Genomic DNA, 20,739 nt, shown 5'->3' on the forward strand with positions numbered 1-20,739 from the left:
TCCCCATATCGCATTTCATAACCGGCGAAGGGCAATCGATTTTAGCCGACCGCTACATTCACTTTGCCCCTCCTATACGTTCTGGATGAGTAACTATTCGCAACGCGGAATAGTGACTCGTCCGCGTTGTTCGAGGCGTGACAGTCCCCCGGTCCGGCGCCCCATCGGGCGCCGGACCTGCCACACCCCAGAACAGAGGAGTGATACGTGAACTACGGAGACGAGCTACGACGAGAGATCATGTCGGAGGGAGTCACTCCGCTCATCGGAGTGTTCGACATGTTCTCCGCCTCCGTCGCCGCCAAGCACTACGACGGCCTCTTCGTGTCCGGGTTCGGGTTCGCCGCGTCCCATTACGGGCTGCCCGACATCGGCTTCATCGCCTGGCCGGACATGGTCGCGTTCGTGCAGCGGCTGCGGCTCGCCTTCCCCGGCCGGCACCTGCTGGTCGACATCGACGACGGGTACGTCGACCCCGAGGTCGCCTGCCACGTCGTCACGCAGCTGGAGCTGGCCGGCGCGTCCGGCGTCATCCTGGAGGACCAGCAGCGGCCCCGCCGCTGCGGGCACGTCGACGGCAAGCGGATCCTCCCGCTGCCGGAGTACCTCGAGAAGCTCGAGATGGTGCTGGAGACCCGCCGCGACCTGGTGGTCGTCGCCCGTACCGACGCCACCGACGAGGACGAGATCCTGCGGCGCGCGCAGGCCCTCGCCGAGACCGACGCCGACGTCGTCCTGGTCGACGGCGTCCGCAGCGTCGAGTGGATCCACAAGGTGCGGCAGGTGATCGGCGGCAAGCCGCTGCTGTTCAACCAGATCGCCGGCGGCAAGTCGCCGCGCATCTCGCTGCCCGAGCTCACCGAGCTCGGCGTCGACGTGGCTATCTACAGCACCCCGTGCCTGTTCGCGGCGCAGAGCGCCATGGACGCGGCGCTGCTCGAGCTGAAGGCCGCGGACGGCCGGCTGCCGGAGATGGCCCCCGGCAGCGTCGGCGTCAAGGAATCGATCGAACTGCTGGAACGCAACATCAGCCGGCACCACCGGAGCAACGAACAGGAGATGGCGGGCACCCCCGCCTGATCGCCCCCGACATCGCCCATCGCGGTGATTCCCGACCCGGGAGTCGCCGCGATGTTTCGTCCCCACAGGAAAAGGTCCACCATGCGCACGCTCGCCAGGTTCTTCGCCCTCACCGCCCTCGTCTGCGGCATCTCGGCCGCGACGGCCGGCGTCACCTGGGCGTCACCGTCCACCCCGCCGCCCGCAGCGCCGGCGTCCCCCGCGGCGCCCGGCGACAGCCTCGTCAGCGCCTTCAACAACACCGGCGACGACGCGGGCAACGACAGCTGGCTGGAGATCGACCGCTCGCTCAACCTCGCCAAGGGCGACGGCAGCCCGGGCAGCGACATCATCAACGAGGTCAGCGGCGCGTCCAGCGGCATGTCGCCCGGCTCGTCGAACGGGTCGCTGTCGGGCACGTCGACGACCGTGTCCCCGCCCGAGGCCGACGACGAGTGAGGCCCAGGACGGCGCCCGCACGCCCGCGGGCGCCGTCCGCTTACCCGGTGGCGAGAGTGGCACGGCCGTCCCGGCAGGTCAGCAGCGGTTGATGTGATTGTGGGGGAAATCCGGAAAAGTATGGGGGATCCGATTACGGTCGGTTGGTGATCGCCCACGGTACGGGGCGGTCGCGGCCGTCGAGGAGTGACAGTGACCCCCGAAGCACGAACGGACGCCACCGAGGCGTCGCATATGGACGAGGTCGACGTGAACCCCGCCGTCGACCGCGCGACGGAGCCCGACGAGGAGCAGGTCCTCCGGGAGCTGTACGGAGAGCCGGACGGCGACGGGATCTTCCGCGGGGAGGGTTCCGCATGACCGCGGCGAGCATGCTGGCGGAGGCCCGCAAGTCCCTCGGGATGTCGGGCCGCCCGAACACCATCACCAAGGAGTACGCCGCAAGGCACGGGGACGAGTTCCTCAAGGCGTCCTGGTGCGACATGGCCGTCACCTACTGGGCGCGGCACAGCGGCAACGCCGGCGCGGTGCTCCCGGGCGGCGACCGCGCCTACACCGTCTGGCACGCCCAGGACTTCCAGAAGGCGGGCCGCTGGCACACCGGCACGACCGCGCAGGTCGACGCCGCCAAGCCCGGCGACATCGTCTTCTTCGACTGGGGCGCGTCCAACACCGTCGGCGCGATCGACCACGTCGGCGTGGTCGAGAAGGCGCTCGGCGGCGGGCGGATCCAGACGATCGAGGGCAACACCTCCGACGCCTGCATGCGCCGGGTGCGGAGCGCGGACGTGATCGCGGGCTACGGACGGCCCGACTACAGCGGCGACGACTGGACGGAGGCCATGGTGAACCAGCTGCCGGAGCTGAGCAAGGGTGACTCGGGCGAGCACGTCGAGAGCGTGCAGGGGCTGCTGCTGGCGCGCAGCCACCCCGAGGTGACGGTCAACGGGAAGTTCGACGACACCACGGAGGCGGCGGTGAAGGCCGTCCAGAAGTGGGGCGGCGTCAAGGACGACGGGATCGTCGGGCCGGACACCTGGCCGGTGCTGCTGCGGGTGCACTAGCGGCCACGACTCCCCCAGGCCGGGGTAAATAGGCCACGCCGGGGTCTAGTACGCGATTCAACCGCGGCATACCTTCGTAAGGTCGCATGTCGCGGGGCGCTCCGGGAGGCATGTCGCGGAGCGCTCAGAGAGGCGGGGCCCCGATGACGTGGCCGGTTGAGCGTGCTCCGCCAGGGACGTCCCCTCTCCGGTCCACCCCGAGACGTCCCTGGGAGAAACGCATGCCACGTATCCGTGTCGAGGTCGACGGTGCGACGTACGAGGACGACGTCGAACCGCGGCTTCTTCTCGTCCACTATCTGCGCGACCGGCTGGGGAAGGTCGGCACCCCGGTGGGGTGCGACACCAGCAACTGCGGAGCCTGCACCGTCCTGCTGGACGGGATGAGCGTGAAGAGCTGCTCCGTGCTCGCCGTCCAGGCCGACGGCCGCGACGTCACGACCGTCGAGGGGCTGGGGGCCGGCGCCGGGCACCCGCTGCAGCGGGCGTTCCACGAGGAGCACGCGCTGCAGTGCGGCTACTGCACCCCCGGCATGATCATGGCGTCGATCGATCTGCTGCGGGAGAACGCCGACCCGTCCGAGGAGGAGGTCCGGGACGGGCTGGAGGGCAACCTGTGCCGGTGCACCGGCTACCAGAACATCGTGCGGGCGGTGCGGCGCGCGGCGGCGGAGATGCGGACGCCCGCGCAGGAGCGGGAGGTGACCCCATGACCGCCACGGCCGAGGGTCCCGCGCGGGAGATCGGTTCGCCCCGCAAGCGGTCGGAGGACGCCCGGCTGGTCACCGGGCGGACGCGGTGGACCGACAACATGGCGCCGGTGGGGACGCTGTACGTGGCGTTCCTGCGCAGCCCGCACGCGCACGCGCGCATCACCGGGGTGGACGTCGGGCAGGCGAAGAGCCGCCCGGGGGTGGTGGCGGCGTTCAGCGGCGCCGACTTCGCGGACGAGCAGGGGTCGCTGCCGTGCGCGTGGGTCGTCACGGAGGACATGAAGCATCCGGACCATCCGCCGATGGCGGTGGAGGAGGTCCGGTACGTGGGCGAGCCGGTGGCATGCGTGGTGGCGCGGGACCGGTACGCGGCGGTGGACGCGCTGGAGGAGATCGACGTCGACTACGAGCCGCTGCCCGCCGTGGTGGACATGGAGGCGGCGGTCGCGGACGGCGCCGACCTGGTACACGAGTCGCTCGGGACGAACACGTCCTACACGTGGGTGTTCGAGAACGGGGATCTGGACGCGGCGATGCGGGACGCGCCGGTCGTCCTGGAGCGCCGGTACGTCCAGCAGCGGCTGATCCCGACGGCGATGGAGCCGCGGTCGGTGCTGTGCGTCCCGGAGGGCGACGAGTTCACCCTGTACTCGGCGACGCAGATCCCGCACATCCTGCGGCTGATGCTGGCGACGGTCACCGGGATCCCCGAGCACAGGATCCGGGTCGTCGCGCCCGACGTGGGCGGCGGTTTCGGGTCCAAGCTCCAGGTGTACGGAGAAGAGGTCCTCGCGCTCCTGCTGGCGCGCAAGCTGGGCCGTCCGGTGAAGTGGACGGAGTCGCGCAGCGAAGGGAACATGACCGTCCACCACGGCCGCGACCAGATCCAGAAGCTCACGCTCACGGCGGAGCGGGACGGGCGGATCCGCGGCCTCAAGGTGGAACTGCTCGCCGACATGGGCGCCTACCTGATGCTGGTGACGCCGGGCATCCCGCTGCTGGGCGCGTTCATGTTCAACGGCATCTACAAGATGGACGCCTACTCCTTCACGTGTTCCGGCGTGTTCACGACGAAGACGCCGACCGACGCCTACCGGGGCGCGGGACGTCCGGAGGCGACGTTCGCGATCGAGCGGCTGATGGACGAACTGGCCGCCGAGCTCGGTATGGACCCGATCGAGGTGCGGCGCCGCAACTGGATCGCGCACGAGGAGTTCCCCTACGACACGATCGCGGGACTCACCTACGACAGCGGGAACTACGAGGCGGCGACCGACAAGGCCCTGGAGCTGTTCGAGTACGACAAGCTCCGTGCGGAGCAGGCCGACCGGCGCGAACGCCGGGACCCGGTACAGCTCGGCATCGGAGTGTCGACATTCACGGAGATGTGCGGGCTGGCGCCGTCGCGGGTGCTCGGTTCGCTGTCGTACGGGGCCGGCGGCTGGGAGCACGCAGCGGTCCGGGTGCTCCCGTCCGGAAAGGTCGAGGTCGTCACGGGTTCGTCCGCGCACGGGCAGGGCCATGAGACGGCGTGGGCGCAGATCACCGCGGACCGGCTGGGCGTCCCGTTCGAGGACGTGAAGGTGCTGCACGGTGACACGGCCGTCTCGCACAAGGGCATGGACACCTACGGGTCCCGGTCGCTGGCGGTCGGCGGGATGGCGCTGTACTCGGCGTGCGACAAGGTCGTCGACAAGGCCCGCAAGGTCGCGGCGCACCTGCTGGAGGCGTCCGAGCAGGACCTGGAGTTCGAGGGCGGGCGGTTCAGCGTCCGCGGCGTCCAGCAGGAGGGGCGGACACTGCAGGAGGTCGCGCTGGCCGCGTTCGCCGCGCACGACCTGCCGGACGGCGTCGAGCCGTCGCTGGACTCCGACGCGACGTTCGACCCGGACAACTTCTCCTTCCCGCACGGCACGCACCTGTGCGCCGCCGAGGTCGACACCGAGACCGGGATGGTGAGGATCCGCAAGTACGTCGCGGTCGACGACGTCGGCAAGGTCGTCAACCCGCTGATCGTCGAGGGACAGGTGCACGGCGGGCTCGCGCAGGGCATCGCGCAAGCCCTGTACGAGGAGGCCGTGTACGACGCGGAGGGCAACCTCACCACGACGACGATGGCGGACTACCTGATCCCGTCGGCGGCGGACCTGCCGTCGTTCACCACCGACCGCACCGAGACGCCCGCGACGTCCAACCCGATGGGCGTCAAGGGCGTCGGCGAGGCCGGCACGATCGCCTCGACCCCGGCGGTCGTGAACGCGATCGTGGACGCGCTGCGCCCGTTCGGCGTGGTCGACGTCCCGATGCCGTGCACGCCGGAGCGGGTCTGGCGCGCGATCCGCTCGGAGTCCAAGCCGGACACCGCCGAACCCGGAGCGGGCGGCGGTCTCGGATCGGCCGGAGGTGCCCAGTGATCCCCGCGACGTTCGACTACGTGCGGCCCGCGTCGGTGGACGACGCCGCGCGGGCGCTGGCCGACGCGGGCGAGGACGCGAAGGTCCTCGCCGGCGGGCAGAGCCTGATGCCGCTGCTGCGGATGCGGCTCGCCTACCCCGACGCGCTCATCGACCTCGACCGGCTCCACGAGCTGCGCGAGATCCGCGACGACGGCGACGCCGTGGTCATCGGCGCGATGGCGACGCACCACCAGGTGATCGGCGACCCGCTGGTGCGCGAGCACCTGCCGCTGCTCGCGCGGGCGACCGAGACGGTCGCGGACCCGGCCGTCCGGCACCGCGGCACGTTCTGCGGCTCGCTGGCGCACGCGGACCCGGCGGGCGACCTGCCGGCCGTCGCGCTGGCGCTGGACGCGGTGCTGCTGGCCCGGTCGGTGCGCGGCGAGCGGGAGATCCCGGCGGCGGAGTTCTTCGTCGACTGGATGACCTCGGCGCTGGAGCCCGACGAGCTGCTCGTCGGTGTGCGGATGCCCAAGCTCGGCGCGGGCTGGGGCGTGCACTACGAGAAGTTCCACCGGACGGCGCAGGCGTGGGCGATCGTCGGGGTCGCGTGCGCGGTGCGCAGTTCGGGCGACACGGTCGAGGAGGCCCGGGTCGCGCTCACCAACATGGGGCCGACGCCGGTCCGGGCGGGCGCGGTGGAGGAGGCCGTCCGAGGGGGTGCGGCGTCGCAGGAGGCGTTCAGATCCGCCGCCGGGCACGCCGCCGAGGGCACCGAGCCGCCCGCCGACCTGCACGGATCCGCCGAATACCGGACGCATCTGGCATCCGTGCTGACGGCGCGCGCGCTGGCGGCCGCCGCGAAGTAGGCGAGCGAAGCGAATCGGGGGGGTGCGGGGGGCGTCCCCCCGCAAGCGGCACGGCTGAGTCGTGGCCGCGCGGCCGGGTCCCCGCGCCCCGGGGTCCGGCCGCGCGACCCGCCCCGTTTCCCCGCGTCGCGTGCGGGCACCCCCCGCACTGGCGGCGACACGGTGATCGCCGTAGGGTCGCGGCAGGAACACCGGACGATAAGGACCATGACCATGGAGCTCGACCACGAATTCACCGTCCCCGTGCCGGTGGATCGGGCCTGGTCGGTGCTGCTCGACGTGGAGCGCGTCGCGTCGTGCATGCCGGGCGCGACCCTCGACTCGGTCGACGGCGGCGAGTACGCGGGCCGGATGAAGGTGAAGGTCGGCGCGATGACCATCACCTACCGGGGCACCGCGCGCATCGTCTCGGCCGACGAGTCGTCCCGCACCGTGACGCTGGAGGCGGCCGGCAAGGAGGCGCGCGGCTCCGGCACGGCGTCGTCGACCGTGCAGGCGAGGCTGCACGCCCAGGACGACGGCACCACGCGGGTGACCGTGCACACCAAGCTGAACGTGACGGGGCGGCCCGCGCAGTTCGGCCGCAACATCCTGTCCGAGGTCGGCTCGAAGATCATCGCGCGGTTCGCGAAGGCGCTGTCGGCGGAGCTGGAGGCACCGGCGGCCGAGGCCCCTGCCGAGCCAGCGCCCGCCGATGCCGAGGCCCCCGCAGAGCCCGTGCAGGAGGCCGTGCCGGAGAGCCCGGCCGAGGCGGCGAAGCCCGAGCTGGAGGCCGAGACCGGCGTCGCGGACGCCAAGCCGGACGAGCCCGCCAAGGTCGAGCCGGCGAAGCCGGAGCCGGAGCCCGCGGAGGTGCAGGCGGAGACGCCGCGGCCGGTGCCGGCCGCCCCGCCGCGGCCCCCGGCGCCGTCCGAGCGTCCGCCGCTGCGGCTGGCGCGCGAGGACGACGCGATCGACCTGCTGGAGGTCGCGGGCCCGTCGCTGGCCAAGCGCGCCGTCCCGGCGGCCGGCGGGGTCGTGGCGCTGCTGCTGGCGGTCCGCTGGCTGGTGCGGCGCCGCAGGCGCTGACGCCGCCCGCACGCCCGGGGCCGGTTCAAGGGCGGGTCAACGATCGGCATGCGATCGGCGACGACAGTGGAATGCGCCGCCGCGATGGCATGACCTTGTCCCGTGGACACCATCGAGCTGCAGCGGATCGCGCGGATCGAGAACGAGAACTGGTGGTACCGGGAACGGCGCGCGATCCTGTCCGGTGAACTGCTGCGGTTCAGCACCCCCGGCACGGCCGTCGACATCGGCGCCGGAGCGGGCACGGACGCGCGGATGATGGCCGGGTACGGCTGGCAGGCGACCGCGATCGACCTGAACCCCGGCGCGGTCGCGCTGGCCCGCGCGCACGGCGTCGAGGCGTACGAGGGCGACGCCCGCTACCTCCCGCTTCCGGGTGAGGAGTACGACCTGGCGCTGGCGATGGACGTGCTGGCGCACATCGAGGACGACCGGCGCGCCGCCGCCGAGATCGCCCGGGTGCTCCGGCCGGGCGGGACCGCGCTGCTGTCCGTCCCCTGCGACATGGGGCTGTGGTCGGCGCACGACGTCGCGCTCGGACGCGTCCGCCGCTACACCCGCGACACCCTCGCCGAGCTGCTCGAAGGCGCCGGCCTGCTGCTGGAGCGGCTGTGGAGCCGGGGCGTGCTGCTGCACCCGGTCCTGCGCCGGTTCCGGCACCGGACGACCCGCCGCGAGGACCTCGCCCCCCTGCATCCGCTGGCGAACGAGGCGCTGCGCGTCTCCATGGCCCTGGAGCGGCGGCTGCCGCTGTGGTCGCTGCCCGGCACCTGGCTCTTCGCCCGCGTCCGCCGCCCCGGCTGACCGGACGACGTTCACTTGCGGCGAGTCGTCGTTATGGACGCCGCCATGACGACGACTCGCCGCAAGTCAACGAGAGAAGACCTGGTCGATGACGCGGGTGGAGGCCTCGCCGTCGTCGTGGGGGCAGTACTTGACGAAGAAGTCGTCGTACTTGCCGCTGTATTCGTCCTCCATCTCGGGGGCCGCGCGGACGGCCTCGGCGACCTCCTCGGACGTCGCGGCCAACGGACCCGGTGCCTCCGCCTCCAGGTCGAGGTAGAAGCCGCGCACGTGGTCGCGGTAGCGCTCCAGGTCGTAGGTGTAGAAGACCATCGGACGGCCCAGGACGGCGTAGTCGAACATGGCGGACGAGTAGTCCGTCACCAGGACGTCGGCCGCCATATAGAGGTCGGCGACGTCGGGGTAGCGGGTGACGTCCATGACGAAGTCGTCGCACGCGACATGGGCGCGGTCGGTGATGAGGTAGTGGGCGCGCAGCAGCAGGACGTGGTCGCCCCCTAGGACGCGCCGCATGGTCTCCAGGTCGAGTTCGAGGTGGAAGCCGCGCCGGTCCATGGCGTGGTGCTCGTCGTCCCTCCAGGTCGGCGCGTAGAGCACGACCTTCTTGCCCTCGGGGATGCCGAGGCGCTTGCGGATGTCGGTGCCCAGGCGCTGCCATTCGGGCGTGCTCATGACGTCGTTGCGCGGATATCCCGTCTCCAGGATCCGGCCGCTGTAGTGGAACGCGTGCCGCATCACGTCCGTGGCGAACGGGCTCGGCGACAGCAGGTAGCTCCACCGAGGCACCTCCCGCTGGATCCAGTCGAGCTTCTCGGTGCGCCGGTAGGGCATGTCCTTCAGGTCGTACCCGAGTCGCTTGAGCGGGGTGCCGTGCCATGTCTGGAGGTAGATCTGCCCCTCCCGCTTGATGTACCAGTGCGGCGCGCCGTAGTTCGTGACGATGTAGCGGGCGCGGGCGAGCGTCCGGTAGTGCTCGCGTGTTCCGGCCAGGACGGTCCGGGCCTCTCCCTCCACGGCGAACTGGCCGTCCTGGGAGACCCACACGCATTCGAGATCGGGCCTGCGCTTGGCGAGCTCCTCGTAGAGGGCGCGCGGGTTGCAGCTGTACTGGGACGCGTTGTAGCTGTCGAACACGACGACGTCCGACAGCCCGCTGCGCAGGTAGACGGGGTAGTCGTTCAGCTGGAGGAGCCGCTGCGCGTGCCGTCCGCGCTCGTCCTCCGACAGGGCGGGACGGCTGTGGAGCTGCACCGCGTCGGTCTGGTGCACACCGACCTCGTACTCGTGCGTGCCGACACGCCGCCATTCGGGCAGCGCCGGGATCGCGGCGCGCTCGACGACGACGGCGACGTCCCCGGACCGGGTGGGCGCGATCAGGTCCCAGGTGCCCTCGGCGAGCGGGAGGTCCGTGCCGAACACCGGCAGGCGGGCGGGCGTGAACGCGGCGATGAACCGGTCGCCCTCCCAGGCCAGCGGCATCTCGTGCGTGTCGCCTGAGCGGCTGCAGCGCAGCAGGAGGCGGCCGGGGCGGTCCTCGGGGTCGGCGAAGGCGCCGGCCAGCGCGAGCCGGCCCTCGGCGTCCCAGGCCGCCCGCGTGACCACGGGCCGGAAGCTGCGCTCCACGCCGCGCAGGTTCCCGTACGCGGTGCGGGTCAGGACGAACTCGCGGCCCCGCCGGGCGTACCTGGCCTCGCCGAGGTGCCCGGCCATGGTGAGGCGGAGCGGGCCGCCCTCGCCGTTGAGCCTGATGTCCCAGTCGATGGCGTCCAGCAGGTGCGGCCGGGCCGAGGTTTCGGGGACGGGTTCGCCGGCGGGGAGCGACAGCAGGCCGTCCAGCGGCAGGGTGGCGGTGAAGCAGAAGCCGGTGCCCTCGGCCGCCGGCGTGACCGCCGCCGGGCGGACCGTGACGTCGCCGAAGACCTCCGCGCCGCCGTGCCGCCGCGCCGCCATGATCGCGGCGCCGGCGCCGAGGGCCCGGTTCGTCCAGCCGGTCAGCTCCAGGCTGTCCCCCGTCCGGCGGAACCCGGTGAGCACCGCGCGGGAGTTCTTGACGTGCACGACGAACCCGCCGTCGCCGTCCGCCGGCTGCACCGCGACGTGCTCGGCGGGCTGGCGCGGGGCGGTCCACCGCACCCGCGGCGCGGCGGCGGTGATCCGCCGGACGGCCTTGTGCCCGGCCGTCGACACCTCGGCGAACAGCTCCCACGCGGCGGTGCGCCACTCCTCGCCGTCGCGCAGCGCCTCCGGGTCGACGCGGACGGCGAACCCGGACCACTCGTAGGACACCAGCGCCTGGCCGGAGCGGGCGGTGGCGTCCGGGCAGCGGGTCCGCTCGGTCTCCAGCCGGACCTCCTGGCCGGTCCTGGCGTCGCGCAGCCACATCCGGATGCGGGAGTCGTGCGCCGACGACACGTCGAGGCGGGCGAAGTGCGCGTACCCCTCCAGGGTGAGGATCTCCCCGTCCCAGCCGGCCCGCTCCACCTGCGTCCACAGGTCGAACTCGTCGGTGACGTCGTACACCTCGTCGGGGATCGCGCGGCGCTCGTCGCCGAAGAACGGGTAGCGGGCGTACCAGCGCTGCCGGATCCGGCCCTTCGGGACGATCGGCACCTCCTCCAGCCCGCCCTCCTCGAACCGCAGCACCTCCAGCAGTTCGGGCAGCATCCGCTCGCCGAGCAGGTGCAGCTCCAGCCGCTTGATCGCCTCCAGCCCGGACGCCGCCGACGGGTCCGCCGACGCGACGATCTCCGCGCCCAGGTCCACCAGCCGGCGGCGCTCCTGCTCGGACGCGGCGGGCAGCGCGTGGACGAGCGCGCGAAGGTCCAGGTCCAGCGCGTACATGTCGTGGGCGGGCAGCAGTTCGGGCACGCGGTCGCGCAGGACGCGGCGCACCATCCCCAGCGCGGCCATCCGGTCGATGATGTCGCCGAGCTCCTGCCGTTCCCGGCCGTAGGCGCCGGGATGGTGCCGCCAGAAGTAGACGGTGGTGTCGAGGACGTCGACGGAGGAGGCGAGGACGTGGGTCTCCATCGCCACGGTGACGTCCTCGTACTGCATGGCGGGGAACTCGAACTGGTGGGCGTCCCAGAACGAGCGGCGGAACACCTTGTTCCAGACGGTCCGGTCCAGCAGGAGCACCGGGTGGTGGGCGACATGCGTGGACCGGATCGTCGCGGCATAGGGTTCCGCGTGCATCCAGGACTGCCATACGCCCTCGTCGTCGAGGCACATGACGTTGCCGCCGGCGATGTCGGACCCGGTCGACTCCATCGACCCGACCAGCAGCTCGTAGGCGTACGGCGGGACGGCGTCCTCGCCGTCCACGAACGCGAGGTAGCGGCCCTCGGCGTGCCGGAGGCCGGTGTTGCGCGCCGGGCCTCCCGCGTCCGCGTGCTGGACGAGCCGGAACCGGCCGTCGCGGTCCGCGAACCGCTTGGCGACGGCGGCGGCCCCCTCCCCGGCCCCGTCGTCCACCATGATCACTTCGAGGTCGCGCAGCGTCTGCCCCGCCAGCGACTCCAGGCATCCGGCGAGGTGGTCCTCGGCGGTGCGGAACGGTACGACGACGCTGATCTTCGGTGACACGGGGTTCTCCAGGGGTTGCGGGGTGGTGGTGCGCGCGGGGCGGCGGTGTGCGGCTGTGCGGCGGTGCGGCGGTGCGGCGGTGTGCGCGGCGCGGCCGATCGGGCGGCGGCGCCGGCCGCGCGGCGCCGCTCGGGACGGCGCCGCGCGGACGTCAGAGCACGCGGTCCAGGACGCGGGCGGCGGCCCGGCCGTCGTCGTGCGGGCAGTAGCGGGCGGCGAACGCGGCGCGCGCGGTGCGGTACGCGGACTCGATCGCGGCGGGTTCGGCGAGCGCCTCGACGACCTGCTGCGAGGTGCGCAGCAGCGGGCCGGGCGCCTCGGCGTCGAAGTCGAAGTAGAAGCCGCGCACGTGGTCGCGGTAGCGCTCCAGGTCGTAGGTGTAGAACAGCATCGGACGGCCGGTGACGGCGAAGTCGAACATCGCCGAGGAGTAGTCGGTGACGAGCACGTCGCTGATCAGGAACAGCTCGGAGATGTCGGGGTAGACCGACACGTCCACGACGCAGTCGCCGGGCCGCCACTTCGGCCGGTCGGTCACCAGGTAGTGGGTGCGCAGCAGCAGGACGTGGTCGTGCCCGAGCGCCTTGCGGAACCGGTCGACGTCCAGTTCCAGGCGGAACGCCCGCTTGCCGATGGCGAAGTGGAAGTCGTCCCGCCACGTCGGCGCGTACAGCACGATCCGCTTGCCGTCCGGGATGCCGAGGCGCCGCCGTACCGCCGTCGCGATCTCGTGGCGGTGCGGGCTGTTCAGGATGTCGTTGCGCGGATAGCCGCTCTCCAGGATCTCGCCCTGGTAGCCGAACGCGCGCCGGAACAGCGGCACGGAGAAGGAGTTCTGCGCCAGCAGCACGTCCCACTGCGGGACGTCGTGCTGCATCCAGTCCATGCCCTCGGTCCGCTTGTAGGGCATCTGCTTGACGTCGTAGCCCAGCTTCTTGAGCGGCGTCCCATGCCAGCACTGCACGTAGGTCTGGTCTTCGCGCTTGGTGAACCATTCCTGCTGCGACCAGTTGCCGAAGATGTAGCGCGCCCGAGCGAGCGCCTCGTAGTGCTCCCGCGAACCGGTCAGGACGGTGCGCGCCCCGGCGGGCTTGCCGAACTGGCCGTTCTCGGTGACCCACACGCAGTCGACGTCGAGGTCCCTGCGCCGCAGCTCGTCGTAGATGCCGCGCGGGTTGCACGAGTACTGGCGTCCCTTGTACGCGTCGAACACGGCCAGGTCCCGTACGGGAAGGTTCAGGTGCCGCCGGTAGTGCCCGGACCGGAGGCGGGCCTGCGCGTAGGGGCCGCGCTCGTCGTCGTCGAGGGCCGTCTGGATGTGCAGCTGGAGCTGGTCGGTCTTGTAGACGCGCACGTCGATCCGGTGCAGGCCCGTCTCGGTCGGCTCCGGCAGTTCCCGCAGGGCGTGCCGGCGGACGACGACGGGGCGCTCGGTCGCGCCGAGCGGCGCGAACACGTCCCAGCGGCCGGACACGAGCGGGCGCGACAGCCCCAGCACCGGCATCCGCTCGGGCGAGAACTTCGCGGTGAACCGGTCGCTCTCCCAGCGCAGCGGGACGGTGTGCTCCTCGCAGGACCGCCGCCGCCGCAGGATCAGCGCCTCCGGGCGGCCCGCCGGGTCCGAGCAGGTGCCGGACAGCCGCAGCAGCCCGTCGGGCGACCAGGAGACCCGGTCCACGGCCGGCGCGCTCTCCCGCGCGACGACGCGCACCTGGCTGCGCCGGGTCCGCGCGACCTCCAGCTCTCCGCACGGCGCCGGGTAGACCGCGCCCGCCGCGTCCTGCTCCAGGTACGGGCGGACGCCGCCGGGCAGGCTGATCTCCCAGTCGCCGAGGTGCCGGGCGAGCCCGCCGATCGGCAGCTTCGCGCGGAAGCCGTACCAGCCGTCGGCGCCGTTCTCGGTCGGTTCGACCGGGCCCGCCACCGTGGCCCGCCCCGCCTTCGGCACCGCGGTGACCCGCGCGCCGGCCTCGAGCGGCGTGCGGCTCCAGCCGTCCAGCCACAGCTCGTCGCCCTCCACGTGCGACCCGACGACCGTCGCGGCCGTCCGGCGCACCTGCACGACGAACCGGCGCTTGGCCGCGACGCCCTGCACCAGCACGCCCGGCGCGCACTCCTGGTCGTCCGGCCACTGCCGTGCGGCCAGCCGCGGGTTCGCGAACGTCCGGCGGCGCCGCAGCCCCTTGTTGACGATCTCCACGCACGGGATCCAGTCGACGTCCCGCCAGCGGCCGAACATCTTCAGCGCGGACGGGTCGATCTCCGCGACGAACCCCGACCAGTCGTAGGACACCACGGACTGCCGGGTCCGCGCCGTGACGTCCGGCCGCCGCACCCGCTGGACGGGCACCCGCATCAGCCCGCGCCGGTTGGACGCCAGCAGCCACAGCCGGATCCGGGAGCCGTCCTCGCTGGAGGAGTCCAGGTGCCGGATGTAGGCGTGCCCTTCGAGCCGCAGCCGTCCGCCCACCCACGTCGCCCGGTCGATCGCCGCTGCCGGCTTCAGCTCGTCGGTCACGTCGTACACGTGCAGGGGGACGCCGCATTCGGCGTCCTCGAAGAACGGGTACTCGGCGTACCAGCGGTGCCGCAACCCGCGCCGCACCCGCGCGGTGTCGTGGTGCTTGCCGAGCTGGACGAACCGGAGCACCTCCATCAGCTCGGGCAGCTTCTTGCGGCACAGCAGGTGCAGTTGCAGCCGCGTCATCGACGTGAGCCGCTTGATGACGCGCGGGTTGATGCCCTCCGCAAGGGCCGCACCCATCGCGACGAGTTCCTCGCGGTTCTCGTCGTCCGTCCTGGGGAGGGCGTCGAGAACGACGCGCAGCTCGATGTCGACCAGCACGTGTTCGTCGTACGTCGCGACGAGCTGCGGCGCATAGGCGGCCAGCCCTTCGCGCACGACGCGCGCGGAACGCAGGCGCTGGCACAGGTTGTCCCAGTCGTAGCGGTCCTCGGTGATGGAACCCGGCCGCTTGCGCCAGTAGTAGACGGTGTCGCTCAGCACGTCCACGGAGCCGGCGAGCGCGTGCGCGCGGGCCGTCACCGGAGGGTCCTCGTAAAAGCCGGCGGGGAACTCCAGCCCGGTGCGGTCCCAGAACGAACGCCGGTAGACCTTGTTCCACGGCGTCCGGTCACGGATGAGCAGCCCGTGGGCCGACACATGGGTCTTCAGGCGGGTCTCGGTGAACACCCCGCTGTGCAGCACCGACTGCCACGTCCGGTCGGCGTCCATACGCTCGACGTTCCCGCACGCCATGTCCGACCCGGTGCGCTCAAGGGAGCCGACCATCCGGCTGTAGGCGTCGCGCTCCACCACGTCGTCGGCATCGGCGAACGCCAGGTACTCGCCCTTCGCCAGCCGCACCCCCGCGTTGCGGGACCGCCCCGGCCCCTCGTTGTCGCGCGCCAGCAGCCGGAACCGGGGGTCGCGGTCGCACATCTCCTTGGCGATCACCGCGCCGTTGTCGTCCGACCCGTCGTCCACCATGATCACTTCGAGGTCGCGCAGCGACTGCCCGGCGATCGACTCCAGGCACGCGCGCAGGTACTCCTCGGTGTTGTGGAACGGGACGACGACGCTGAGCTTCGGGGACATGCGGCCTCCAGGTCGGTTGGACGAGGGCACCGCCGAGCCAGAGCGGAAACCCCGCCACACCGAGCATGGTGACGCGAAGTGATCATACGAACGCGGATCGCCATTGCCAGGACGTCCCCTGACGCAGACTTGACCCGCCCTGCCATCGCTTTACCGTGACCTGACCTGCCGCCACGGGCGCGTCCCCGGCCGTAGGGCGGTCAGGCCGGGCGGATTCCCGGCGTGCCGGTGCCGAGCTCCGCGATCGCCGCGCGGACGCTGACCGCCAGCGCCTCGAACTCCCCGGTGCGCGGCGACGTCGACCGGAACCCCAGGCCGATCCGCCGGAACGGCGCCGGGTCGGCGAACCGGTGCAGCGCCAGGTTCGGCGCCCGCCGCGTCTCCACCGGCAGCGCCGTCTCCGGGACCAGCGTCACGCCGAGCCCGCCCGACACCAGCTGGACGAGCGTCGCCAGGCTCGTCGCGTACGTCGCCGACGGCGCCCGCGCGCCCACCTCGCGGCAGACGTCCAGCGCCTGGTCGCGCAGGCAGTGCCCCTCGTTCAGCAGGATCACGTCGAGCTCGCCCAGCGCGTCGCGCGGCACGGCGCCGGCCTCCAGCCGGAACGACGCGGGCGTGACCAGCACGAAGTCCTCGTCGTAGAGGGGCAGCTCGGTGACGCCCTGGGCGGGCGCGGGCAGCGCGAGCAGCACCACGTCGAGCCGCCCGGCCATCAGCTCGGCGACGATGTGGCCGGTCTGCTCCTCGTGCACCGACAGCTCGAGGTCGGGGAACTCGTCGGCGAGGCGCGGCAGGACGACCGGCAGCAGGTAGGGCGCGACGGTCGGGATCACCCCGACGCGCAGCGGCCCCACCAGCGGGCCCCGCACCGCCCTGACCTCCTCGACCAGCCGGTCCAGCTCCGCCAGCACGTTCTCGGCCCGCCGCGCGACCCGCTCGCCCGCCGGCGTCAGCAGCACCTTGCGGGTCGTCCGCTCCACGAGCCGGGTGTCGAGGCTCCCCTCCAGCGCGGCGACCGAGCCCGACAGCGCCGGCTGGCTCATCCGCAGCGCGGCGGCGGCGTCCCGGAAGTGCAGATGCTCCGCCAATGCCAGGAACGCCCGCAACTGCGAGACCGTCGGCCTGCTGATAACCGTCTCCTATCACTCCGTCACCGATAGATAACCGCGGCGTCACGATACCCGGCGGTCGCACCGGGCTTTGAACATCGCTTCCGCCGGGCGGGCAACGGACGGGCGGCTCATGAGTGTAAGAGGCGTGGAAACCGACATAGTGGCGAACATGCGCCACCCCCGCCGCACGGCCGGCGCCTTCCCCGAGGCGGACGCCTCCGAGGTGGACGCCGCCGACGCGGACGACCGGGGCGCGGGCACGGCCGCCCTGGTGGCCCTGTTCCGCGAGCACCAGCTCGCCCTCGCCCGCACCGCCCTCATGATCGTCGGCGACCGGGCCACCGCCGAGGACGTCGTGCAGGACGCCTTCATCGACCTCTACCGCAGGATCGACCGCCTCACCGACCACGACCGGATGCTGCCGTACGCCCGCGCCGCGGTGGTCAACAAGTGCCGCACGGTGCTGCGCCGGCGCAAGCTGGCGTTCCGGACGGGACGCACGCACGAGCCGCCGGTCTGGTCGGCCGAGTCGGCGGCCATGCTCGGCGAGGAGCGGCGCGAGGTCTTCCTCGCGCTGCGGCGCCTGCCGCAGCGCCGCCGCGAGGCCCTGGTGCTGCGCTACTACCTGGACCTGGACGAACGGGAGATCGCCGAGATCATGGGAATCGGCGTCGGCACGGTCCGGTCCACCATCTCGCGGGCGCTGACGTCGCTCGCCGGCCTTCTCGGGGAGGAAGCATGACCAGGACCGAAGAGCGGCTCCGCGACGCGTTCGGCGCCGCCGCCGCCGGCATTCCGGACGGCTCCCTCGCGCCCGTCACCGTTCCGGCGCCGCGGCGCCGCCGCCCGTGGGCCGTGCCCGCGGCGGTCGCGGGCGCGCTGGCCGCCGTCATCGTCGGCGGCACCGCGGTGGGCGGCGCGCTCCCGCGGATCTCCCACACCGGCGCCGCCGCGGGCTCCAACGGGCCCCGGCACGTCGTCGCGATCCGCGGCGGGCACGCGGTCGTCGAGGACGCCTCCTCCGGGGCCCTCACGAAGGTGGCCGCGCTCGAAGGCCGCTACGCGGCGGTCGCCGCGACGGGCGACCGGCGGACGTTCTTCCTCGCCGGCAGCGCGGGCGGCGACTCCTACGCCTTCTACCGGTTCACCCTCGGCCCGGACGGGAGGCCGTCGGCGCCGAAGCGTCTCCCCGGCGGGACCGTCCGGCTCGGCTCGGGGTTCGGCAAGCCGGAGAACCTCGCCGCCAGCCCCGACGGCTCCCGGCTCGCCGTCGTCGGCACCGACGGCGGCCGCTCCGAGGCCGTGGTCATCGACGTCCGCACCGGCGGACACCGGACCTGGAGCACCCCCGGAGAGGGGCTCGTCACCAGCGCGACGTGGGGGCCCGACAACCGCACCCTCGGCTTCCTCCAGGCCCCCGGCCAGGCGTCCGGCCGGGCGGTGCTGCGGCTGCTCGACACCGGCCGTCCCGGCTCGGACCTGCTGGCCTCGCGCGTGGCGCGCTCGGCCGAGGTCACCGGGACGCGGGTGGACGGGCTGATCAACGTGTTCGTCCTCAACCCCGACGGGAGGACCGCGACGGCCCAGATCCAGGGGGCCAAGCACGGCCGGAACGACGACGCCGCCTTCGTCCTGGCGACGCTGTCGACGGGGACCTGGCAGCCGGCGGGACGGGCCGTCCCGCTGCCCGGCGACTCCTTCTTCGTCAAGGCCGACGGTTCCGGCGCGCACGTCCTGCAGCTCATCGACGGCCGTCCCGGACGCGTCGACGGCGGCGCGTTCACCTGGCTGAGCCGCTCCGCCGACTACGACGACCTGGCCTGGTGACCCGCGGCCCGCGGCGCCGCCGGTGTGGTATCAAGCCCGGGTGTCCGACGACCCCGCCCGGCGCCCGGGCTACCACCACGGCTCGCTGCGGGCCGCGCTGACGGCGACCGCCCTCGACCTGCTGGACGAGGGCGGTCTGCCGAACGTCTCGGTGCGGGAGGCGGCGCGGCGGGCCGGCGTCTCGCCGGGCGCCCCGTTCCGGCACTTCGCCGATCGGGACGCCCTGCTCACCGCCGTCGCGGGACGCGTCCTGGAGGACTTCGGCGAGTGGCAGCGGGCGGCGCTCGCGGACGCCCGTCCCGACCGTCCGGCCATGTGGACGTTCGGGCACGCCTTCGTGCGGTACGCCGCCCGGCACCCGCACCGGTTCGAGCTGCTGCGCACCACCGTCTACACCGCGGACCCGGCGCCGGAGATCCGCGAGGGCATGCGGGCGGTCGAGCGGCAGGTGACCGATCTCATCGCGGCGGGGCAGAACGCCGGCACGCTGCGGGCGGGCGACCCGCAGCTGGTGATCCTCGCGGCGCACGCCCTGGTCTACGGGCTCTCGCAGATGGTCGTCGACGGCTTCCTGCCCGCCGAGCACGCCGGCGAGCTGGCCGAACAGGTCCTCGACACGTTCGGCAGGGGCATCGGGCAGGGCTGAGTACCGCCGGCCGCGGCAGAGCGTTGACGGTGCCGCGCGGCGCTGATGTAATCGGCGATTACATTCGACGGAAGACAGGGGCCCCCATGCCGATCGAGCAGCCCATCGCCACCGGCCGGATCACCGTGAACGCCTCCCCCGCCGCGGTCTACCGGATCGTCAGCGACCCGCCCGTCATGATCACCTTCGCCGAGGAGGCGTACCGCGCGCGCTGGCTCGGCCGCGCCACCCGGGCCGCCGTCGGCGCCCGGTTCCGCGGCTACAACCGGTGGGGCCGCCGCCGCTGGTACACCAACTGCACCGTCGTCGCCGCCCGCGAGAACGAGCGGTTCGCCTACGACGTCGACGCCCCGCTCGGGCTGCCGATCTCCCGCTGGCAGTACGACATCGCGCCCGCGGAGGACGGCGCGGGCTGCACCGTCACCGAGACGAACTGGCTGCGCGCCCCGCTGTGGCTCATCCCGATCGCCATCGCGCTGACCGGCACCGCCGACCGTCCGGCGCACAACACCCGCAACATCGCCATCACCCTCGAACGCCTCAAGGCGCATCTCGAGGGCACCCGCGAGTCCTGACCGGTGCCCGGCCGGCGGACCGGAGGCGGTCCGGAGATCCTCTAGGCTCGTCCGCTACGGAGCGTGTCCGCCACTCGGGGCGCGGATGTGATCTCCATCAACCTCCGACGCCCCTTCGACTCCGATAAGAGGGTGTTTGGGCTGGTGAGGCCGGGTTTGGCGAGATCCAATAAGAAGGTCCTATCAATCCGTTGCGATAGATCGATTTCTCTTTCCTTTGCCGGTACGGCACGCTGAGTGACATCAGCCGCCGGGCGGCACCACCGCCGCGGCGGCCTTCCCACGCCTCTCCGGGCGAGAGGCGACCCCTTTCTCGTGACAAAGGAGCATGCGTGCTTACTGTCGGTGACCAGTTCCCCGAGTACGAGCTGACCGCCTGCGTCTCGCTGGACCCGGACAACGCCTTCGAGACGATCAACCACAAGTCCTACGAGGGCAAGTGGCGCGTCGTGTTCTTCTGGCCCAAGGACTTCACCTTCGTCTGCCCGACCGAGATCGCCGAGTTCGGCCGCCTCAACGAGGACTTCGCCGACCGCGACGCCCAGGTGCTCGGCGCGTCCGTCGACAACGAGTTCGTCCACTTCGCCTGGCGCAAGGACCACCCCGACCTGCGCGAGATCCCGTTCCCGATGATGTCGGACCTGCGGCGCGAGCTGTGCGAGGCCCTCGGCATCCTCACCGAGGACGGCGTCGCGCAGCGGGCGACCTTCATCGTCGACCCGAACAACGAGATCCAGTTCGCCATGGTCACCGCGGGCTCCGTCGGCCGCAACGTCAAGGAGGTCCTGCGGGTCCTCGACGCCCTGCAGAGCGACGAGCTGTGCCCCTGCAACTGGAACAAGGGCGAGGACACCCTCGACGCCACCAAGCTGCTGGCCGGGGCCTGACCGGCCCGGTCCACCCCGCCGGCCGGCCCGCGCGGCGCCCCCGCGCCCGCCGCGGCCGGCCCGGCCCAGACGGCCGG

General features: G+C 72.5%; 17 protein-coding genes. 14 read left to right on the top strand and 3 right to left on the bottom strand.

Going from position 1 to position 20,739, the window contains the following annotated elements; genetic code table 11:
* Positions 1 to 207: 207 nt before the first annotated feature.
* The 9 genes from QP089_RS11215 to QP089_RS11255 all read left to right on the top strand — a co-directional run bounded on the left by QP089_RS11215 (position 208) and on the right by QP089_RS11255 (position 8,432).
* On the top strand, positions 208 to 1,080 hold the full coding sequence (locus tag QP089_RS11215; RefSeq protein WP_285911436.1) for an isocitrate lyase/PEP mutase family protein: 873 nt from the start codon (positions 208 to 210) through the stop codon (positions 1,078 to 1,080).
* 81 nt (positions 1,081 to 1,161) lie between these two features.
* On the top strand, positions 1,162 to 1,518 hold the full coding sequence (locus QP089_RS11220; RefSeq protein WP_285911437.1) for a hypothetical protein: 357 nt from the start codon (positions 1,162 to 1,164) through the stop codon (positions 1,516 to 1,518).
* A gap of 192 nt (positions 1,519 to 1,710) precedes the next feature.
* Entirely contained in the window at positions 1,711 to 1,878 is a 168-nt protein-coding gene (locus QP089_RS11225; protein WP_285911438.1) for a hypothetical protein, read from the top strand.
* Positions 1,875 to 2,582, top strand: coding sequence for a peptidoglycan-binding protein (locus QP089_RS11230; protein ID WP_285911439.1), 708 nt, complete (start codon positions 1,875 to 1,877; stop codon positions 2,580 to 2,582). The genes QP089_RS11225 and QP089_RS11230 overlap by 4 nt, the downstream gene beginning before the upstream one ends.
* 221 nt (positions 2,583 to 2,803) lie before the next feature.
* Entirely contained in the window at positions 2,804 to 3,295 is a 492-nt protein-coding gene (locus tag QP089_RS11235; protein WP_285911440.1) for a (2Fe-2S)-binding protein, read from the top strand.
* Positions 3,292 to 5,709: a xanthine dehydrogenase family protein molybdopterin-binding subunit gene (locus QP089_RS11240; protein WP_285911441.1), complete on the top strand. Its 2,418-nt coding sequence runs from the start codon at positions 3,292 to 3,294 to the stop codon at positions 5,707 to 5,709. Before QP089_RS11235 ends, QP089_RS11240 begins: the two co-directional genes overlap by 4 nt.
* The gene (locus QP089_RS11245; protein ID WP_285911442.1) at positions 5,706 to 6,560 is read left to right on the top strand and encodes an FAD binding domain-containing protein; all 855 of its coding nucleotides are present in this window, start codon (positions 5,706 to 5,708) and stop codon (positions 6,558 to 6,560) included. The genes QP089_RS11240 and QP089_RS11245 overlap by 4 nt, the downstream gene beginning before the upstream one ends.
* A 207-nt stretch (positions 6,561 to 6,767) precedes the next feature.
* Positions 6,768 to 7,628 carry an SRPBCC family protein gene (locus QP089_RS11250; protein WP_285911443.1) on the top strand — a complete coding sequence of 287 codons (861 nt, stop codon included), beginning with the start codon at positions 6,768 to 6,770 and terminating at the stop codon, positions 7,626 to 7,628.
* 102 nt (positions 7,629 to 7,730) lie between these two features.
* Positions 7,731 to 8,432, top strand: a complete 702-nt coding sequence (locus tag QP089_RS11255) for a class I SAM-dependent methyltransferase (RefSeq protein WP_285911444.1) — start codon at positions 7,731 to 7,733, stop codon at positions 8,430 to 8,432.
* A 66-nt stretch (positions 8,433 to 8,498) separates the two neighbouring features.
* Here the strand turns inward: QP089_RS11255 and QP089_RS11260 are convergent, their stop codons facing one another.
* From QP089_RS11260 to QP089_RS11270, 3 genes are all read right to left on the bottom strand, one after another.
* Positions 8,499 to 12,017: a bifunctional glycosyltransferase/CDP-glycerol:glycerophosphate glycerophosphotransferase gene (locus tag QP089_RS11260; RefSeq protein ID WP_285911445.1), complete on the bottom strand. Its 3,519-nt coding sequence runs from the start codon at positions 12,015 to 12,017 to the stop codon at positions 8,499 to 8,501.
* A gap of 151 nt (positions 12,018 to 12,168) precedes the next feature.
* Positions 12,169 to 15,615, bottom strand: a complete 3,447-nt coding sequence (locus QP089_RS11265) for a bifunctional glycosyltransferase/CDP-glycerol:glycerophosphate glycerophosphotransferase (protein WP_285911446.1) — start codon at positions 15,613 to 15,615, stop codon at positions 12,169 to 12,171.
* A 200-nt stretch (positions 15,616 to 15,815) separates the two neighbouring features.
* A complete protein-coding gene (locus QP089_RS11270; RefSeq protein ID WP_285911447.1) occupies positions 15,816 to 16,721 on the bottom strand; it encodes a LysR substrate-binding domain-containing protein in 906 nt (301 codons plus the stop codon).
* 175 nt (positions 16,722 to 16,896) lie between these two features.
* On the opposite strand from QP089_RS11270, the gene QP089_RS11275 reads away from it, so the two are divergent.
* The 5 genes from QP089_RS11275 (at position 16,897) to QP089_RS11295 (ending at position 20,662) form a co-directional block, all read left to right on the top strand.
* The gene (locus QP089_RS11275; RefSeq protein WP_285911448.1) at positions 16,897 to 17,469 is read left to right on the top strand and encodes a SigE family RNA polymerase sigma factor; all 573 of its coding nucleotides are present in this window, start codon (positions 16,897 to 16,899) and stop codon (positions 17,467 to 17,469) included.
* A complete protein-coding gene (locus QP089_RS11280) occupies positions 17,466 to 18,554 on the top strand; it encodes a hypothetical protein (RefSeq protein ID WP_285911450.1) in 1,089 nt (362 codons plus the stop codon). The genes QP089_RS11275 and QP089_RS11280 overlap by 4 nt, the downstream gene beginning before the upstream one ends.
* Positions 18,555 to 18,594: 40 nt before the next feature.
* Complete coding sequence (locus QP089_RS11285) at positions 18,595 to 19,200, top strand: TetR/AcrR family transcriptional regulator (protein ID WP_285911451.1); 606 nt, start codon at positions 18,595 to 18,597, stop codon at positions 19,198 to 19,200.
* Between the two features lie 86 nt (positions 19,201 to 19,286).
* Positions 19,287 to 19,775 (top strand): SRPBCC family protein, encoded by a 489-nt coding sequence (locus tag QP089_RS11290; protein WP_285911452.1) that lies wholly within the window; start codon positions 19,287 to 19,289, stop codon positions 19,773 to 19,775.
* Between the two features lie 332 nt (positions 19,776 to 20,107).
* Positions 20,108 to 20,662 (top strand): peroxiredoxin, encoded by a 555-nt coding sequence (locus QP089_RS11295; RefSeq protein WP_285911453.1) that lies wholly within the window; start codon positions 20,108 to 20,110, stop codon positions 20,660 to 20,662.
* The last annotated feature ends 77 nt before the right edge of the window (positions 20,663 to 20,739 follow it).

The sequence above is a fragment of the Actinomadura opuntiae genome, assembly GCF_030283205.1.
Classification (GTDB): Bacteria; Actinomycetota; Actinomycetes; order Streptosporangiales; family Streptosporangiaceae; genus Spirillospora.